The 14,325-nt window shown below is 32.5% G+C and carries 15 protein-coding genes; 1 reads left to right on the top strand and 14 read right to left on the bottom strand.

The window, feature by feature from the left end:
* Positions 1–701 precede the first annotated feature (701 nt).
* From B4G36_RS00400 to B4G36_RS00375, 6 genes are all read right to left on the bottom strand, one after another.
* Positions 702–1,922, bottom strand: a complete 1,221-nt coding sequence (locus B4G36_RS00400) for a bifunctional folylpolyglutamate synthase/dihydrofolate synthase (RefSeq protein WP_291061176.1) — start codon at positions 1,920–1,922, stop codon at positions 702–704.
* 100 nt (positions 1,923–2,022) lie between these two features.
* A complete protein-coding gene (gene nhaA, locus B4G36_RS00395; RefSeq protein ID WP_291061174.1) occupies positions 2,023–3,183 on the bottom strand; it encodes a Na+/H+ antiporter NhaA in 1,161 nt (386 codons plus the stop codon).
* Between the two features lie 83 nt (positions 3,184–3,266).
* Positions 3,267–4,328, bottom strand: a complete 1,062-nt coding sequence (locus B4G36_RS00390) for a sterol desaturase family protein (protein ID WP_291061172.1) — start codon at positions 4,326–4,328, stop codon at positions 3,267–3,269.
* Between the two features lie 162 nt (positions 4,329–4,490).
* Positions 4,491–4,688 (bottom strand): alpha/beta fold hydrolase, encoded by a 198-nt coding sequence (locus B4G36_RS00385; RefSeq protein ID WP_180905265.1) that lies wholly within the window; start codon positions 4,686–4,688, stop codon positions 4,491–4,493.
* 27 nt (positions 4,689–4,715) lie between these two features.
* Positions 4,716–5,195 (bottom strand): alpha/beta fold hydrolase, encoded by a 480-nt coding sequence (locus tag B4G36_RS00380; RefSeq protein WP_291061169.1) that lies wholly within the window; start codon positions 5,193–5,195, stop codon positions 4,716–4,718.
* Between the two features lie 71 nt (positions 5,196–5,266).
* Complete coding sequence (locus tag B4G36_RS00375; protein WP_291061167.1) at positions 5,267–6,322, bottom strand: anhydro-N-acetylmuramic acid kinase; 1,056 nt, start codon at positions 6,320–6,322, stop codon at positions 5,267–5,269.
* A 563-nt stretch (positions 6,323–6,885) separates the two neighbouring features.
* Between B4G36_RS00375 and glyA the strand changes: the two genes are divergently transcribed.
* Complete coding sequence (glyA, locus tag B4G36_RS00370) at positions 6,886–8,160, top strand: serine hydroxymethyltransferase (protein ID WP_291059209.1); 1,275 nt, start codon at positions 6,886–6,888, stop codon at positions 8,158–8,160.
* A gap of 399 nt (positions 8,161–8,559) precedes the next feature.
* On the opposite strand, the gene atpG is transcribed toward glyA, so the two are convergent.
* From atpG to B4G36_RS00330, 8 genes are all read right to left on the bottom strand, one after another.
* Positions 8,560–9,432: an ATP synthase F1 subunit gamma gene (gene atpG / locus B4G36_RS00365; RefSeq protein ID WP_291061165.1), complete on the bottom strand. Its 873-nt coding sequence runs from the start codon at positions 9,430–9,432 to the stop codon at positions 8,560–8,562.
* A gap of 71 nt (positions 9,433–9,503) precedes the next feature.
* Positions 9,504–11,078 (bottom strand): F0F1 ATP synthase subunit alpha, encoded by a 1,575-nt coding sequence (gene atpA / locus B4G36_RS00360; RefSeq protein ID WP_291061163.1) that lies wholly within the window; start codon positions 11,076–11,078, stop codon positions 9,504–9,506.
* An 11-nt stretch (positions 11,079–11,089) separates the two neighbouring features.
* On the bottom strand, positions 11,090–11,650 hold the full coding sequence (atpH, locus tag B4G36_RS00355; protein ID WP_291061161.1) for an ATP synthase F1 subunit delta: 561 nt from the start codon (positions 11,648–11,650) through the stop codon (positions 11,090–11,092).
* A gap of 2 nt (positions 11,651–11,652) precedes the next feature.
* A complete protein-coding gene (locus tag B4G36_RS00350; protein ID WP_291061159.1) occupies positions 11,653–12,147 on the bottom strand; it encodes a F0F1 ATP synthase subunit B in 495 nt (164 codons plus the stop codon).
* A 96-nt stretch (positions 12,148–12,243) separates the two neighbouring features.
* Positions 12,244–12,453 carry an ATP synthase F0 subunit C gene (atpE, locus tag B4G36_RS00345; protein WP_013598300.1) on the bottom strand — a complete coding sequence of 70 codons (210 nt, stop codon included), beginning with the start codon at positions 12,451–12,453 and terminating at the stop codon, positions 12,244–12,246.
* Between the two features lie 54 nt (positions 12,454–12,507).
* Positions 12,508–13,641, bottom strand: coding sequence for a F0F1 ATP synthase subunit A (gene atpB / locus B4G36_RS00340; RefSeq protein ID WP_084106903.1), 1,134 nt, complete (start codon positions 13,639–13,641; stop codon positions 12,508–12,510).
* Between the two features lie 78 nt (positions 13,642–13,719).
* Positions 13,720–14,100 carry a hypothetical protein gene (locus B4G36_RS00335; RefSeq protein ID WP_291061157.1) on the bottom strand — a complete coding sequence of 127 codons (381 nt, stop codon included), beginning with the start codon at positions 14,098–14,100 and terminating at the stop codon, positions 13,720–13,722.
* Positions 14,101–14,105: 5 nt separating this feature from the next.
* Positions 14,106–14,321 carry an AtpZ/AtpI family protein gene (locus tag B4G36_RS00330; RefSeq protein WP_286496233.1) on the bottom strand — a complete coding sequence of 72 codons (216 nt, stop codon included), beginning with the start codon at positions 14,319–14,321 and terminating at the stop codon, positions 14,106–14,108.
* Positions 14,322–14,325 lie beyond the last annotated feature (4 nt).

Below are 14,325 nucleotides of genomic sequence, written 5' to 3'. Positions count from 1 at the left end.
TTAATATTTCGATTTAAGTGTATTTTAATAATGTACTGATTCAATGTTTGTGCAGTAATTTTAGCTAGAATACTATTAATTTGCTCTGATAATCTACGTTTTATACGATCGTAAATACTTCGTTGAATATTACAACTTAGCACTTAAGGGAGATTTCAAAATTAATGATTTTCACTATCAATACCCATAAATTCAACTGTTAAGACAAGACTTATGAGTCCTAAAAAGAAGTTTAGGTCATCTAAATTTATAAATTAAAAAGTGTATCTGTGGATAATTTTCGTAGAACTTCCAATATTCTTTCGTAATTTGCAAGTAAGTTGTTCATTGTAAACATTTTGAAGTTAAATAAATTTACTCTTTTTCAATCAAATGAACAACTTTATTATTTATCAATCAAAATGCACAACGGGTATAATTTACAATTTTTAAAATATGTAGCTTAACTTATACTATAAAATTCAGGGGATATCCATCTACCTGTGATTTTACAAATGTCGCAGTTGCTATAAGTGTAAAAACAAATAAAACTTTTTTCATATTTTTTGAGTTAACTAAACCATCGTAAATTCAGTAAAAAAACTTTCAAAATCATGAATTACATGCATTTAATACATAAAATAATTATTATAGGTTATAAAAAATATAGACTCCGCTATTCAAGCGGAGTCTATCATGATTTATTTCATATTATTTTAAAATTAGATGACTTCTGCAACAATAAATGTACTACCTCCAACGTAAATCATGTCATTTTCTGTTGCATTTGATTTTGCAGCAATTAATGCCTTTTCTACAGTATCAAAAAAGTGTTTATCGGTAATATCTTCTGGTATGATTTTATACAAGTCGTCAATGTCATATTTTCGAGGAACATCTGGTTGACAGAAATAATAAGTTGCTTTTTTAGGAAAGAAATTTAAAATAGATAAAACATCTTTATCATTCACAAATCCTAAAACCAAATGCAATTGATTATAAGCTTGCTCATTTATTTGTTTTGAAACCTCTGCTAAACCATGTGGATTATGCGCAGTATCAGCAACAATTAATGGGTGTTGTCCTAAAATATCCCAACGTCCGCGCAAATTTGTATTCTTTACAACATTCAATAAGCCATTCGTAATATTTTCAGGAGAGACTGCCCAACCTTGTTTTTGCAATTGTTCAATAGCGGTTAAAACGGTACGTTTATTTTTGATTTGATAAGACCCTTTCAAATCTGAAGCTAAATCTTGAAAATGTTTTTCTTCAGCAAAAATGATTTTTGCATTTCTATCTTTCGCTACTTGTTCAAAAATTGTTTTTGTCTCTGCTGTTGTTTCACCAATTACAACCGCTGTATTTGGTTTTATGATACCAGCTTTTTCAAATGCAATTTTGTCCAATGTATCACCCAAAAATTGTGTATGATCTAAACCAATGTTCGTAATCACAGAAAGTTCTGGTAAAATAATATTCGTTGAATCTAATCGTCCGCCCAAACCAGTTTCTATAATCGCGATATCAACTTTCTGTTGTGCAAAATATTCGAAAGCCATCGCAATTGCAATTTCAAAAAAAGATGCTTTTTGATCAATTATTTTTTGCTCATGCTTATTCACAAAATCAATCACAAATTCTTCATCAGCCATTTCTCCATTTACACGTATTCGTTCACGAAAATCTTTGAGATGTGGAGAAGTTGTCAAACCTGTTTTATAACCTGCTTCCTGAAAAATAGAGGCCAACATATGAGACGTACTTCCTTTACCATTTGTCCCTGCAATATGAACCGTTTTAAACTTAGTTTGAGGATTTCCCAAATACTCGCATAACGCTGTAATATTTGTTAAATCTGCTTTCATTGCTGATGCTCCAACACGTTGAAACATTGGTAAATTTGTAAACAACCAATCGATTGTTTCTTGATACGTTCTCATTTATTCAAAAATTTTACACGAAGTTACGGAATCATCTTCAAAAAAAAATCGAATTTCTCCGAAGAAAAATTCGATTCTATTATTTATGAATTGACTATTCTTAATCTGAATAATCTTGTTTTGTAGTTAATAATATTTTTAAAACAATAAATCCAACAATAGCAGCTGTTAACGAAGCTACTAAAATCATCAATTTCGCTTCATTTATATAACTTGGGTCTTTGAAGGCCAACATCGAAACAAAAATAGACATTGTAAATCCAATTCCTCCTAAAATTCCGACACCAAAAACTCGTTTGAAATTTACTGCTGTAGGTAATTCACACAATCCTAATTTAACCGCAATCCATGTAAATAATGTAATTCCGACTGGTTTTCCTACAACTAATCCTAAGAAAATACCCGAAGCTAAAGGAATACTAAAATGCGCTAATCCTCCGCCATCAATTCTAATTGCTGTATTTGCTAAGGCAAATAAAGGCAAAATAATAAATGCGACTGGTAAATGTAAAGCATGTTCCATTTTAGCTGAAAGTGATTTAGAATCGTCCTTATCAAATGGAATTGTAAATGCAACCAAAACTCCTGCAATTGTAGCGTGAATACCCGAATGCAACATAAACCACCAAACAGCAATCCCTCCAATGATATAAGGAATTATTGATTTTACTTTTAATTTATTTAAAGCGAAAAGACCTAACAAAATGGCAATTGCAATTCCGAATTGTGTAAAATCTAAAGGTAATTCTGGATTCGGATAAAACAATGCAATCACGACAATTGCTCCTAAATCGTCAATAACAGCTAAAGCTGTTAAAAATACTTTTAATGATAATGGAACTCTATTTCCTAACATTGTTATAATAGCAACAGCAAAAGCAATATCTGTCGCCATCGGAATTCCAAAACCATGAATGGTATCCGTTCCTTTATTCGTCAAAAAGAAAATAAATGCAGGAATTAACATTCCTCCCAAAGCTGCAAAAACAGGTAAAATTGCTTTTTTAGTATCCGACAATTCACCTACAAAAACTTCGCGTTTTAATTCTAAACCAATCAAGAAAAAGAAAATAGCCATCAAACCATCATTAATCCAATGTGAAAAATGATGACCAAATAGATTAATTTCCCAAATAGAATCATACGATTTTGAAAAAGGTGAATTTGCTAAGAATAAAGAAAACGCAGTACAGAAAATCAATAAAATTCCTCCTGAGGTTTGGCTATGAAAAAATTGGTTAAAAAGTTTAGAAACTATCATTATATTTTTTTTAGTTTGGTAAAAATAATGAACTCGTTTTTAACCGCCTAATCTAAACGAAACAATAAGACCTAAATTATCATTTATATAATCTTCAAAATACTTTTTTGATACCAATTACTAAAATTAAACATCTTTTCGATGATAAAAACGAATATGAAAGGTAAAATCAGCAAGAAATAATTATGAGATTGAATGATAAAAAAACTACAAAACACTAAAAATCTAATATGTTCTAAATACGGTACCCATCTTTTTTGTTCTAATTGTGCACCAATATTTATTAATGTAATCAAGACAAATACAACGAAGAAACCTTTGGTTAAATTATCAAATTGATCAAAGTAATATGTTAGAATACTCATCGCAAAAAACGATAAAATCAATTGTAAATTAATATAACCTTTGTATTTGAAATGATAACTATTCACTTTATTCTTAGACATCCATTTCTTTTCAATAATTGGTCTTATTTCCTGATCCATCACTGCTGGACTACCAAAATATATCGTCAATTTCTCTTTAATAGAGGATTTTCGGTGAGCAGCTTCATACAACTCTAAATAATAATGAAAATGTTGCCACAAAAAACTGTAACTATTGATAGGATGCGTCAATCCATATCTTGGTTTTTCTTCTTCTTTCTGAAAAGTATCAAATAATATGTCCCAAAAAACAAATACATCTCCATAATTTTTGTCCAAATATTTTTCGTCAGAAGCATGATGAACACCATGAAGAGAAGGTGTTATAAAAATATATTCAATCCATTTTTGTTTCTCCAAAATCTGCGTATGCGTAAAAAAAGAATACACGCCATGAACCACCAAAATCGTCATCACTAAATTTGGATGAAAACCAATAAAAGGCAAAATACACCAAAAAATATTGCGAACAATTGCTTGCAAAGTTGTTATACGTACCGCCACCGTAAAATTAAATTCTTCGGATTGATGATGCACAATATGGGCTCCCCAAAAAATATTGACTTCATGTCCCAAACGATGATACCAATACCAAACAAAATCTGTCGCTAGAAGCATCACAACCCAAATCCACCAAGCATTTGAAATATCTAATAGACGATAATTTTCGTAAATCCAAACATACAAATTGTAAAAACTTACCGTAATAAAAAGATTCAATAATCGTTCTGCAATTCCTATTGAAATATTAGAAACCGAACTTTCATACTTATAAATATTCTTTAATTTTTTCTTTTTAACAACTACATATTCAAGCCATAAAAAAGAAAAAAAGCTGGTAAAGCAAAAGCTAAATACTCGGGATGATTCATTTTTAAGCACTTAAAAATTGTTGATATGTTGATTAAAAAGTAATGGCTGTTCCATCATCGGCACATGACCACAATCATCGCTATAAGCTAATTTTGCATTAGGTAAATGTGCAAAAAACTCTTCAGCAACATTTGGCGGTGTCACAATATCTTGTTTTCCCCAAACCAATAAAACTGGCTGATCTATTTTATGTAAAAGATGTTTCAAATTTTGTCGCTTTGCATCTCGCGCAATTTAAATTATAGTCAAAGCTTGTGTAGGCGTATTAGCGGCCGAAAAAACATCATCAACCAACTCTTTTGTTACAACATTTTTTGTTTCAAAAACTTCTTCTACCTTATTTTTGATATACTCGTAATCTCGCACACGCACAAAAGAAGCCTGCAAATTGCTTTCATACAAACCTGAACTTCCAGCTAAAATCAATTTATCAACCAAATTTGGATGTGTCAACGCATACAGCAATACAACATGACCGCCCAAAGAATTTCCAATTAATATTGGATTTTCAATTTTATTAGATTGAATATAATTTTCTAGAAATTGAACTAAATTTTGAAGTGAATTTCTTTTGAAATGTGTAGAAAATAAAGGAAATGTTGGCGTATAAACATTATAATTTATTTCAATATTCTTGATAACATTTCCCCAATTACTAAGGCTTCCAAATAAGCCATGAAGTAAAATAACATCTTTATTTTTCGAATATTTCATATCGCATTTATTCTTGGTTATCGAACAAATGTAAATAAAATATTTTTTAAACTCTATTATTTAGATAGACTTTATAAGTGATATATAATTCCAGACGAATGGTCTTTGCTCGCTCCTGTTACAGATGCCAAACAATTTATTTCGTTATAAACACGACGATAACCAAGGAATGCAAATATTAAGGCTTCTTTAAAATCGATTAAATTATCAGTTGGAATAATGATTTCAACAGTTGATAATTCTCCTAAACGATTGATAAAAAATGTATTTCGAACTCCTCCTCCAGTTATCAACACGTTGTTGATATCATATAAAGCAAAGGTATTTTTAATTTGAATTACGAAATGCTCCACACAACTTCTCAGCTTATCTTCGATAGAAATATCGTACTTATCAACAATTGTTAAAAACTCATTCATAACCCATTCAAAACCTAATGATTTTGGGAAAGGTTGATGATAAAAATTCAAAAGATTCAATTCTTCAACTAATGCGGTATTAATATGTCCTTGTTCTGCTCGTTCTCCATTTTTATCAAAATCAAAACCGAGTTGTTTTGCATAATGATTCAAGACAATATTAATTGGGCAGATATCAAATGCAATTCGTTTTCCATTTCTATTCATCGAAATGTTAGAAAAACCTCCAAGGTTTAAACATGCATCATAGTTAGAAAATAATAATTCGTCCCCAATCGGAACCAAAGGCGCTCCTTGTCCTCCTAAAATAACGTCTTGTGTTCTGAAATCGCACACCACTTTTTGTTGACAACGCGACGCAATTGCTAAACCATTTCCTATTTGCAAAGTGAATGATTTCTGCGGTTGATGAAAAATAGTTTGCCCGTGAGATGCAACAAAATCTACTTTTCTAATCTTATTTTTATGAATAAATTCTTTTACTTGTTCTCCAAGAAAATAACCATACTCTACATCTAGTTGGCATAAATCCATTGCCGAATATTGAAAAGCTTCTGTTAGTTTTGTTCGCCAATCGGATGAATAATCTATAGTTTCGGCATGTAAAATTTCGAAATGTTGGTTATCATCAAATCGGACATAGCAAATATCCAAACCATCTAACGAAGTTCCAGACATTAAACCAATGCAAAAAGTAGGGTTTTTCATGCTGTAAATTTAATGAGAGAAATTGATAGTTGGTTGGTTTAGAAATTAGAAATTTTAAATATCTAAGAAACCATCTTTCATTTTTTCCTTGATGAAAAAACGAAACAAAAAAATCAAGACCTCAATAAATCGGCTGAAAATGATTCATTCTACGCGAAAAGATTTAAAAACCTATCGGTTAAATCTTTTTTATCGCTTCGAATTTCTTCATTTTTTTAACGCCTTTTTATTGAAAGGTCATTTGAAATTCCTTTGAATAAGTAAATTAGTTTTCAATTATTAATAAGGTATGATTCTGAAAAAAGTATAAATATTATTACTCAAAACTTAGTACTTATTACTTATAACTCTAGATGCGTTAGGGATAGTAGTGGAAATCCTTTGCGTGAAACAAAGCGATAGCGAAGTTACAAAGTAAAGATTGCAACGAATAGCCCGCCCGAAGGGAACGCCCAAATCATTAGAAAAATTGTTTTGATAATTCTTAGGTTATTGCGAATATATCAGTTAGAAATTCTAATGATAAAAGCTTATATTTGAAACACAATTAATACAAACAAAACATGGCACAAGATGTAATCTTCGATTTGATTAAAGAAGAAAAAGAAAGACAACTGAATGGAATTGAATTAATCGCGTCAGAAAACTTTGTTTCAGACAACGTAATGCGCGCGATGGGTTCTGTTTTGACAAATAAATATGCAGAAGGTTATCCTGGAAAGCGCTATTACGGTGGCTGCGAAGTTGTAGACGAAGTAGAAACTATTGCAATTGATCGTTTGAAAGCGTTGTTTAATGCAGAGTATGCAAATGTGCAACCTCACTCAGGATCTCAGGCAAATGCAGCTGTTTACTTAGCATGTTTGAAACCAGGAGACAAGATCTTAGGATTCGATTTATCGCACGGAGGGCACTTAACTCACGGTTCTCCTGTTAACTTTTCTGGGTTAACTTACCAAACTTCTTTCTATGGAGTGGACAAAGAGACGGGAAGAATTGATTACGAAGCTATGGCAGAAACTGCTCGTAAAGAGAAGCCTCAAATGATAATTTGTGGTGCTTCAGCATATTCAAGAGACATAGATTATGCTAAATTTCGTGAGGTAGCTGATGAAGTTGGTGCTTTGTTATTAGCTGATATCTCGCATCCTGCTGGGTTAATCGCCCGCGGAATCTTAAACGATCCTATGCCTCATTGTCATATCGTAACGACGACAACTCACAAAACTTTACGTGGTCCTCGTGGTGGAGTCATTATGATGGGGAAAGATTTTGAGAACCCTTGGGGAGCAAAAACTCCTAAAGGTGAAGTGAAAATGATGTCTCAAATCTTGAACGGAGCAGTGTTCCCTGGTACACAAGGTGGGCCTTTGGAGCATGTAATCGCGTCTAAAGCTGTTGCTTTTGAAGAGGCTTTATCTGATGGTTATATGGACTATATTGTACAAGTTGTGAAGAATGCTAAGGCTTTAGCTGCGGCATTGGTTGCAAAAGGTTATGACATTGTTTCCGGAGGTACAGATAATCACTGTATGTTGATCGACTTACGTAACAAAGGTATTTCTGGGAAACAAGCAGAAAACGCTTTAGTTTCGGCAGAAATCACTTGTAACAAAAACATGGTTCCTTTCGATGATAAATCTCCTTTCGTTACATCGGGGATTCGTTTAGGTACGGCTGCTGTAACAACTCGTGGGTTGGTTGAAGCAGATATGCAAACTGTTGCTGACTTGATTGACGAAGTATTAATGAATATTGATAACGAAGAAATCATTGATGGAGTTGCAGATCGTGTAAACGAGTTCATGTCTTCTCGCCCATTATTTCAAATGAAATAAATAGAAACTTAGTTTCGATGATAACAATAGAAAAGTCCTGAGTATTTCTTAGGACTTTTTGTTTGATATAAAATGTCGAGACGTTTTAATCAAAACCACCTTAGCTTTTAGGTAAAATCACTTGACGTTTTTATTGAAATGTCTTGAGGAAATAATTTATTTCATTTTAATTTATAAAAAGAATAAAATAATGAGAATTCTAATTAGATATATGATTACAAAAATTATCATCCTGAATAAAGTAATAACTAAGTAGAAGTATTTCTTCAATACATATGTTAAAGAATAATTATTCAAAAGTGTTTATTACTTCTTTATAATCTAAAGTAAACATTATAAAAAAAAGCAACTTCGAGATGAAGTTGCTTTTCTATTTAAAAATAAGATAAGTCTTTGTTTTTACGCATTCAATGCTTCTGCACCACCAACGATCTCTAAGATCTCGTTTGTAATAGCAGCTTGACGAGCTTTGTTGTATTGAATTTTCAATCCTTTTTGTAATTCGCTTGCGTTGTCTGTTGCTTTATGCATTGCAGTCATACGTGCTCCATGTTCAGAAGCGTTAGCATCTAATAGGGCTTTGAATAATTGCGTTTTCAACGTTTGAGGGATCAAGTCTCTTAAAATTTCTTCTTTCGAAGGGTTGAAGATATAATCTAACTCTGCTGAATTGTTTGCTTCTTCTTCAGTTTTCTCTAAAACGACTGGTAAAAATTGTTCGTCTTGTACAATTTGAACAGCTGCATTTTGAAATTGATTGTAGATAATTCTGATTTGATCAAAGTCACCTACAGTAAATTTCTCTACTAAATCGTCTGCAATTTCAGCCACATCTGCAAAATTTAAATTATCCCAAATGCTTGATGCATTTTTATAGATAGTTTGTGTTTTACTAAAAGTATCATTAGCTTTTTTACCAATTGCTAAAATCTCTACGTGTTTACTTGCTAATTCGCCAGCTAATAACGCATTTACTTTTTTGATGATGCTTGAGTTGTATCCTCCACATAAACCTCTATTCGAGTTAATAACGACTAAAAGTACTTTATTAACTTCGCGCTCTTCTGTTAATGCACCTCCTACTTCAGCTTCTAAAGTAGAACTTACATTTTGTAAAAGTTCACGTAATTTATCTGCATAAGGACGTAACTGTACGATAGAATCTGTAGCACGTTTTAGTTTTGCAGCAGAAACTAATTTCATAGCACTTGTAATCTGCATTGTAGAACCTACAGAAGTAATACGGTTACGTATATCTTTTAAATTTGGCATAATTCTATTTGAGATGAAGGATTAAAAGGAACTTAGAGATTCAGAAACCTCTAAGTTTCATTTATATTTTATTAGTATTTAGAAGTAGTTTCTGTGATAACTTTCTTCAATACATCCATAATTTCATCAGTCCATTTACCTAAACGGATAGATGTTAAAGTGTCTGCATATTTGTTGCGCATTAACTCAACAAAGTCACCTTGCCACTCTTTCACTTGGTTAACTGGAACGTTTTTCAACATACCATTAGTACCCGCATAAATAACTGCTACTTGTTCTTCAACTGGAATTGGAGCGTTAACACCTTGTTTTAATAACTCAACGTTACGTTCACCTTTACCAATTACGTTCATTGTAGCTGCATCTAAATCAGAACCAAATTTTGCGAAAGCTTCTAACTCACGATATTGTGCTTGGTCTAATTTTAATGTACCAGATACTTTTTTCATTGGTTTTGTTTGTGCAGAACCACCAACACGAGATACAGAGATACCTACGTTGATTGCTGGACGAACACCTGAGTTGAATAAATCAGACTCTAAGAAGATTTGTCCATCTGTAATCGAAATTACATTTGTTGGGATATATGCAGAAACGTCACCAGCTTGAGTTTCGATAATTGGTAAAGCAGTTAAAGAACCACCACCTTTTACGATACCTTTCATAGATTCTGGTAAATCATTCATTTGAGATGCGATTGCATCATCTTTGATTACTTTTGCAGCACGCTCTAATAAACGAGAGTGTAAGTAGAAAACGTCTCCAGGATATGCTTCACGTCCTGGTGGGCGACGTAATAATAAAGACACCTCACGGTATGCAACGGCTTGTTTAGATAAATCATCATAAACAATTAACGCTGGACGACCAGAGTCACGGAAGTACTCTCCGATTGCAGCACCTGCCATTGGAGCATATACTTGCATTGGAGCAGGATCAGATGCATTAGCAGCAACTACTACTGTATATTTATCTGCACCGTGGTCTTGTAATGTTTTCATGATACCTGCTACTGTAGAACCTTTTTGTCCTACTGCAACATAGATACAGAAAACTGTTTCTCCTCTATCGTAAAACTCTTTTTGATTTAAGATTGCATCTAAAGCAACAGAAGTTTTACCTGTTTGACGGTCACCAATGATTAACTCACGTTGTCCACGTCCAATTGGAATCATCGAGTCAATAGAAACGATACCTGTTTGTAATGGTTCGTTTACTGGTTGACGATAGATAACCCCAGGAGCTTTACGCTCGATAGGCATTTCATATAATTGTCCTTCGATTGGTCCTTTACCATCGATAGGATTTCCTAACATATCTACAACACGTCCTAACATTCCTTCACCTACGTTAATAGATGCAATTTTGTTTGTACGTTTTACAGTGTCACCTTCTTTAATACCTTTTGAAGGTCCGAAAAGTACAATACCTACGTTGTCTTCTTCAAGGTTTTGTACCATTCCTTCTAACCCGTTTGAGAATTCTACTAATTCTCCGTATTGAGCATTATCTAACCCGTAAACACGAGCAATACCATCCCCAACAGTTAGAACGGTTCCTACTTCTGCTAATTCAACTGATGAATCAAAGCTTGTAAGTTGTTGTTTTAATATAGCTGAAACTTCAGCTGGATTTATTTCTGGCATTTCTGAAATATTTAAAATTTAGGAATGTATTCGTTTTTCGAAAAATCTTTTTTTAATGTAGCTAACTTAGTTTTGATTGACGAATCAACTTGATTGTTTCCAATTTTTAAAACGAAACCTCCAATTAAAGATGCTTCAATTTTGTTATCTACTTTTACTTGACTATTTGCAGCTAAAGTTTGTTTCGCTTTTGCTACAATATTATCAATTGTATTTTGATCTAATTGCACTGCCGAAGTAATTTCTGCTGTTACAATATTATTTGCTAAATCGTATAATGAAATAAACTGATCTGCAATTTTAGACAAAATATTTTCTCTACCATGTCTTACGACTAACGAAATGAATGTTTGAGAAGTTTTTGATAAAGATTTGAAAATCTCACTCAATACAGCTTCTTTTTTCTTTGCATCAATCACCGGAGAATTTAAGAAAACTCTTAAATCATCATTCTCTTTAATGACTTTGCGAACATCATTCATTTCAGCATACACTACGTCTGTTTGGCTTGCTCCATTCGCAAACTCCATCAAACCTTTAGCATATCTATGTGCTGCTCTGAATCCTACCATGATTAATTGAATTTAACTTGATCTATAACATCATTCACTAAAGCTTCTTGTGCCGATTTGTCTGACAATTCTTTAGTTAAGATTTTTTCAGCAATTTCAATTGACAACTGCCCAACTTGATTTTTGATATCAGCCATCGCTGATGCCTTTTCATTTTGGATAGCTGACTTAGCATTTTCAATTAATTTGTTTGCTTCTACAGTTGCAGAATTTTTTGCCTCGTTGATGATATTATCTTTCATTTCACGCGCTTCTTTTAAGATAGCATCACGTTCAGCACGAGCTTCTTTCATGATTTTCTCGTTTTGAGCGTTTAATAAAGCCATCTCTTCTTTCGCTTTTTTAGCTGCGTTTAATGCATCCTCGATAGATTGTTCTCTTTCTTTAACTGCAGATAGAATTGGTTTCCAAGCTAATGATCTTAACAATACTAATAAGATGATAAATACGACCGCAGTCCAAAAAATAAGACCAACTGAAGGTGTAATTAAATCCATTGTGTGTATGTATTAAATTTTATTTTTTACTAATTAATTTTTTAATGAATTAGCTTCAACAACCAACCGTTATTGAAGCTAATTTTAATTCAAATATTATCCGTTACCTAATAACGCAACTACGATACCGAATAAACCAGCACCCTCGATTAAGGCTGCTGCGATAATCATAGCTGTTTGAATTTTTGAAGCCGCTTCTGGTTGTCTAGCAATTCCTTCCATAGCTGATCCACCGATTTTACCGATACCTAAACCAACTCCTAAAACTGCTAAACCAGCTCCGATTGCTGCAATACTTCCTGTCATGATAATTGTATTTAATTATTAAAAAATTATTTTATTGTTTTTTATATTCTATTCTTAATGGTGATCGTGTTCTGCTACTGCTGTTCCGATGAATAACGAAACTAACATTGTGAATACGAATGCTTGTAGTGCGGCTACTAATAACTCTAAACAGTAGATAAATAACGCTAATGGAATAGATCCACCTGCCATAGCTTCTGTTTGGAAAATAAAGATTAACGAAATTAACGACATAATAATAATGTGACCTGCTGTAATGTTCGCAAATAAACGAATCATTAAGGCGAAAGGTTTTGTAATAATCCCGATTAACTCAATTGGAGCTAAGATTAATTTTACTGGAACCGGTACACCTGGCATCCATAACATATGTCCCCAGTAACCTTTGTTTCCTGAGAAATTAATTACGATTAATGCGATTAATGCTAATACAAATGTAACTGCGATATTACCTGTAACGTTAGCTGCACCTGGTAACAATCCTAATAAATTGTTGATCCAAATGAAGAAAAATAACGTTAATAAATAAGGCATAAATTTCGCGTATTTTTTCTCACCAATATTTGGAATCGCTACTTCATCACGAACAAAAATAATAATTGGCTCGATAAATCCTGCGATACCTTTTGGTACCATATTTCCTTTTTTGTAGTTTGATGCAACTGCAGAGAAAACTAAGATTAAAATAACGAAAGAGATTAACATTGATGTTACGTTTTTCGTAATAGAAAAATCTAATGGTTTTTCATTTTCTAAATGAATAGCTCCTTTTTCGTCTACGTGAGGTTTGATTGTACCTTGCGCATCTGTTTTGTAAATTTTTTCGTGGTAGTTGATGTAGTAATTTCCGTTACTCTCAACAACCGCTTCGTTGTGGTGAAATTTAGAAGACATAAAAACTTGTAAACCATTATCCCATAAAATAACAGGTAATGCAACTCCTACACTTTTTTCTCCTTCTCCCCATAAATGCCAATCGTGTGCATCTGCAATGTGATGCATGATACCTGGCACTGGGTTAAATGTAGATTCGCCAGATTTCACTTTAGCAGCTTCCTCTTGACTTTTTACTTGCTCACTTTTAATTAACTCCTCAAACGTTTTTGGAAGACTTTCGTGCGGAACCGCTGTAGAGGCAAATCCGAAATTGAAAAGTAATAAAAACGCTAATAACGCTGAAAATTTCATGTATAATTCCTTTGTTTCTAAATTGCGTGCAAAATTATAGTAAATTAACCACTTACCAAAGTCAAATGCTAAAAATCATTAAACTTTTTTTAACTTTAAATTAATTAAGCGAATAAACACTAAAACTTCGGCTAGCAAAATTACAAAATAACTTATAATTAATTGCACAACATTTAATTTAATTTGTTCATTCACAACAATCAATGCTAATACAATTGCCATCTTCGCAATCATCCCTCCCATAAAGGCAAAACCAACATATTCTGGAAATTTTATCTTCACAAAACAACCAACTTGCAAAATCATTAATGTAATTAATCCAATTATTAAATACATTTTTGGAACAATTAGCGGATTTTCGCTAAAATTATAATGCTCAACAATTGCGTAATGAATACCACAAAAAATTGCAACCATTGCAATAAAAGAAAGTGCTAAAAGAATAAATTTCTTAATCATTAAAATTATTTTTTTGGTAATTGCTTCAACATCAAATATAATCCTGCAAAAACTCCCAGCAAAGATAAGCCAGCCGTCCATAATGGCTTCTCTGTTTCCATTTTTTTATCCAAAAATGTTCCTAACCAAGCAAATAACGCAATCGTTACCGCCATCTGTATTCCCATCGCAGAAAATTTTAAATATTGATTTACACCTTCGGACTTTCGTTCTTCTTTCATAAGT

This window comes from Empedobacter sp. UBA3239, assembly GCF_002362875.1.
Lineage (GTDB): Bacteria > Bacteroidota > Bacteroidia > Flavobacteriales > Weeksellaceae > Empedobacter > Empedobacter falsenii_B.
Note: the sequence above shows the minus strand (reverse complement) of the source record. Positions and strands in the feature narration are given on the sequence as shown.

What these genes read in the sequence shown, in the direction of transcription:
- B4G36_RS00375 (WP_291061167.1), bottom strand. Translation starts at nt 6,322, where the DNA reads ATGAAAAACCCTACTTTTTGCATTGGTTTAATGTCTGGAACTTCGTTA.
- atpE (WP_013598300.1), bottom strand. Translation starts at nt 12,453, where the DNA reads ATGACAGGAAGTATTGCAGCAATCGGAGCTGGTTTAGCAGTTTTAGGA.
- B4G36_RS00330 (WP_286496233.1), bottom strand. Translation starts at nt 14,321, where the DNA reads ATGAAAGAAGAACGAAAGTCCGAAGGTGTAAATCAATATTTAAAATTT.
- atpB (WP_084106903.1), bottom strand. Translation starts at nt 13,641, where the DNA reads ATGAAATTTTCAGCGTTATTAGCGTTTTTATTACTTTTCAATTTCGGA.
- nhaA (WP_291061174.1), bottom strand. Translation starts at nt 3,183, where the DNA reads ATGATAGTTTCTAAACTTTTTAACCAATTTTTTCATAGCCAAACCTCA.
- B4G36_RS00350 (WP_291061159.1), bottom strand. Translation starts at nt 12,147, where the DNA reads ATGGATTTAATTACACCTTCAGTTGGTCTTATTTTTTGGACTGCGGTC.
- atpG (WP_291061165.1), bottom strand. Translation starts at nt 9,432, where the DNA reads ATGCCAAATTTAAAAGATATACGTAACCGTATTACTTCTGTAGGTTCT.
- B4G36_RS00335 (WP_291061157.1), bottom strand. Translation starts at nt 14,100, where the DNA reads ATGATTAAGAAATTTATTCTTTTAGCACTTTCTTTTATTGCAATGGTT.
- B4G36_RS00380 (WP_291061169.1), bottom strand. Translation starts at nt 5,195, where the DNA reads ATGAAATATTCGAAAAATAAAGATGTTATTTTACTTCATGGCTTATTT.
- glyA (WP_291059209.1), top strand. Translation starts at nt 6,886, where the DNA reads ATGGCACAAGATGTAATCTTCGATTTGATTAAAGAAGAAAAAGAAAGA.
- atpH (WP_291061161.1), bottom strand. Translation starts at nt 11,650, where the DNA reads ATGGTAGGATTCAGAGCAGCACATAGATATGCTAAAGGTTTGATGGAG.
- atpA (WP_291061163.1), bottom strand. Translation starts at nt 11,078, where the DNA reads ATGCCAGAAATAAATCCAGCTGAAGTTTCAGCTATATTAAAACAACAA.
- B4G36_RS00400 (WP_291061176.1), bottom strand. Translation starts at nt 1,922, where the DNA reads ATGAGAACGTATCAAGAAACAATCGATTGGTTGTTTACAAATTTACCA.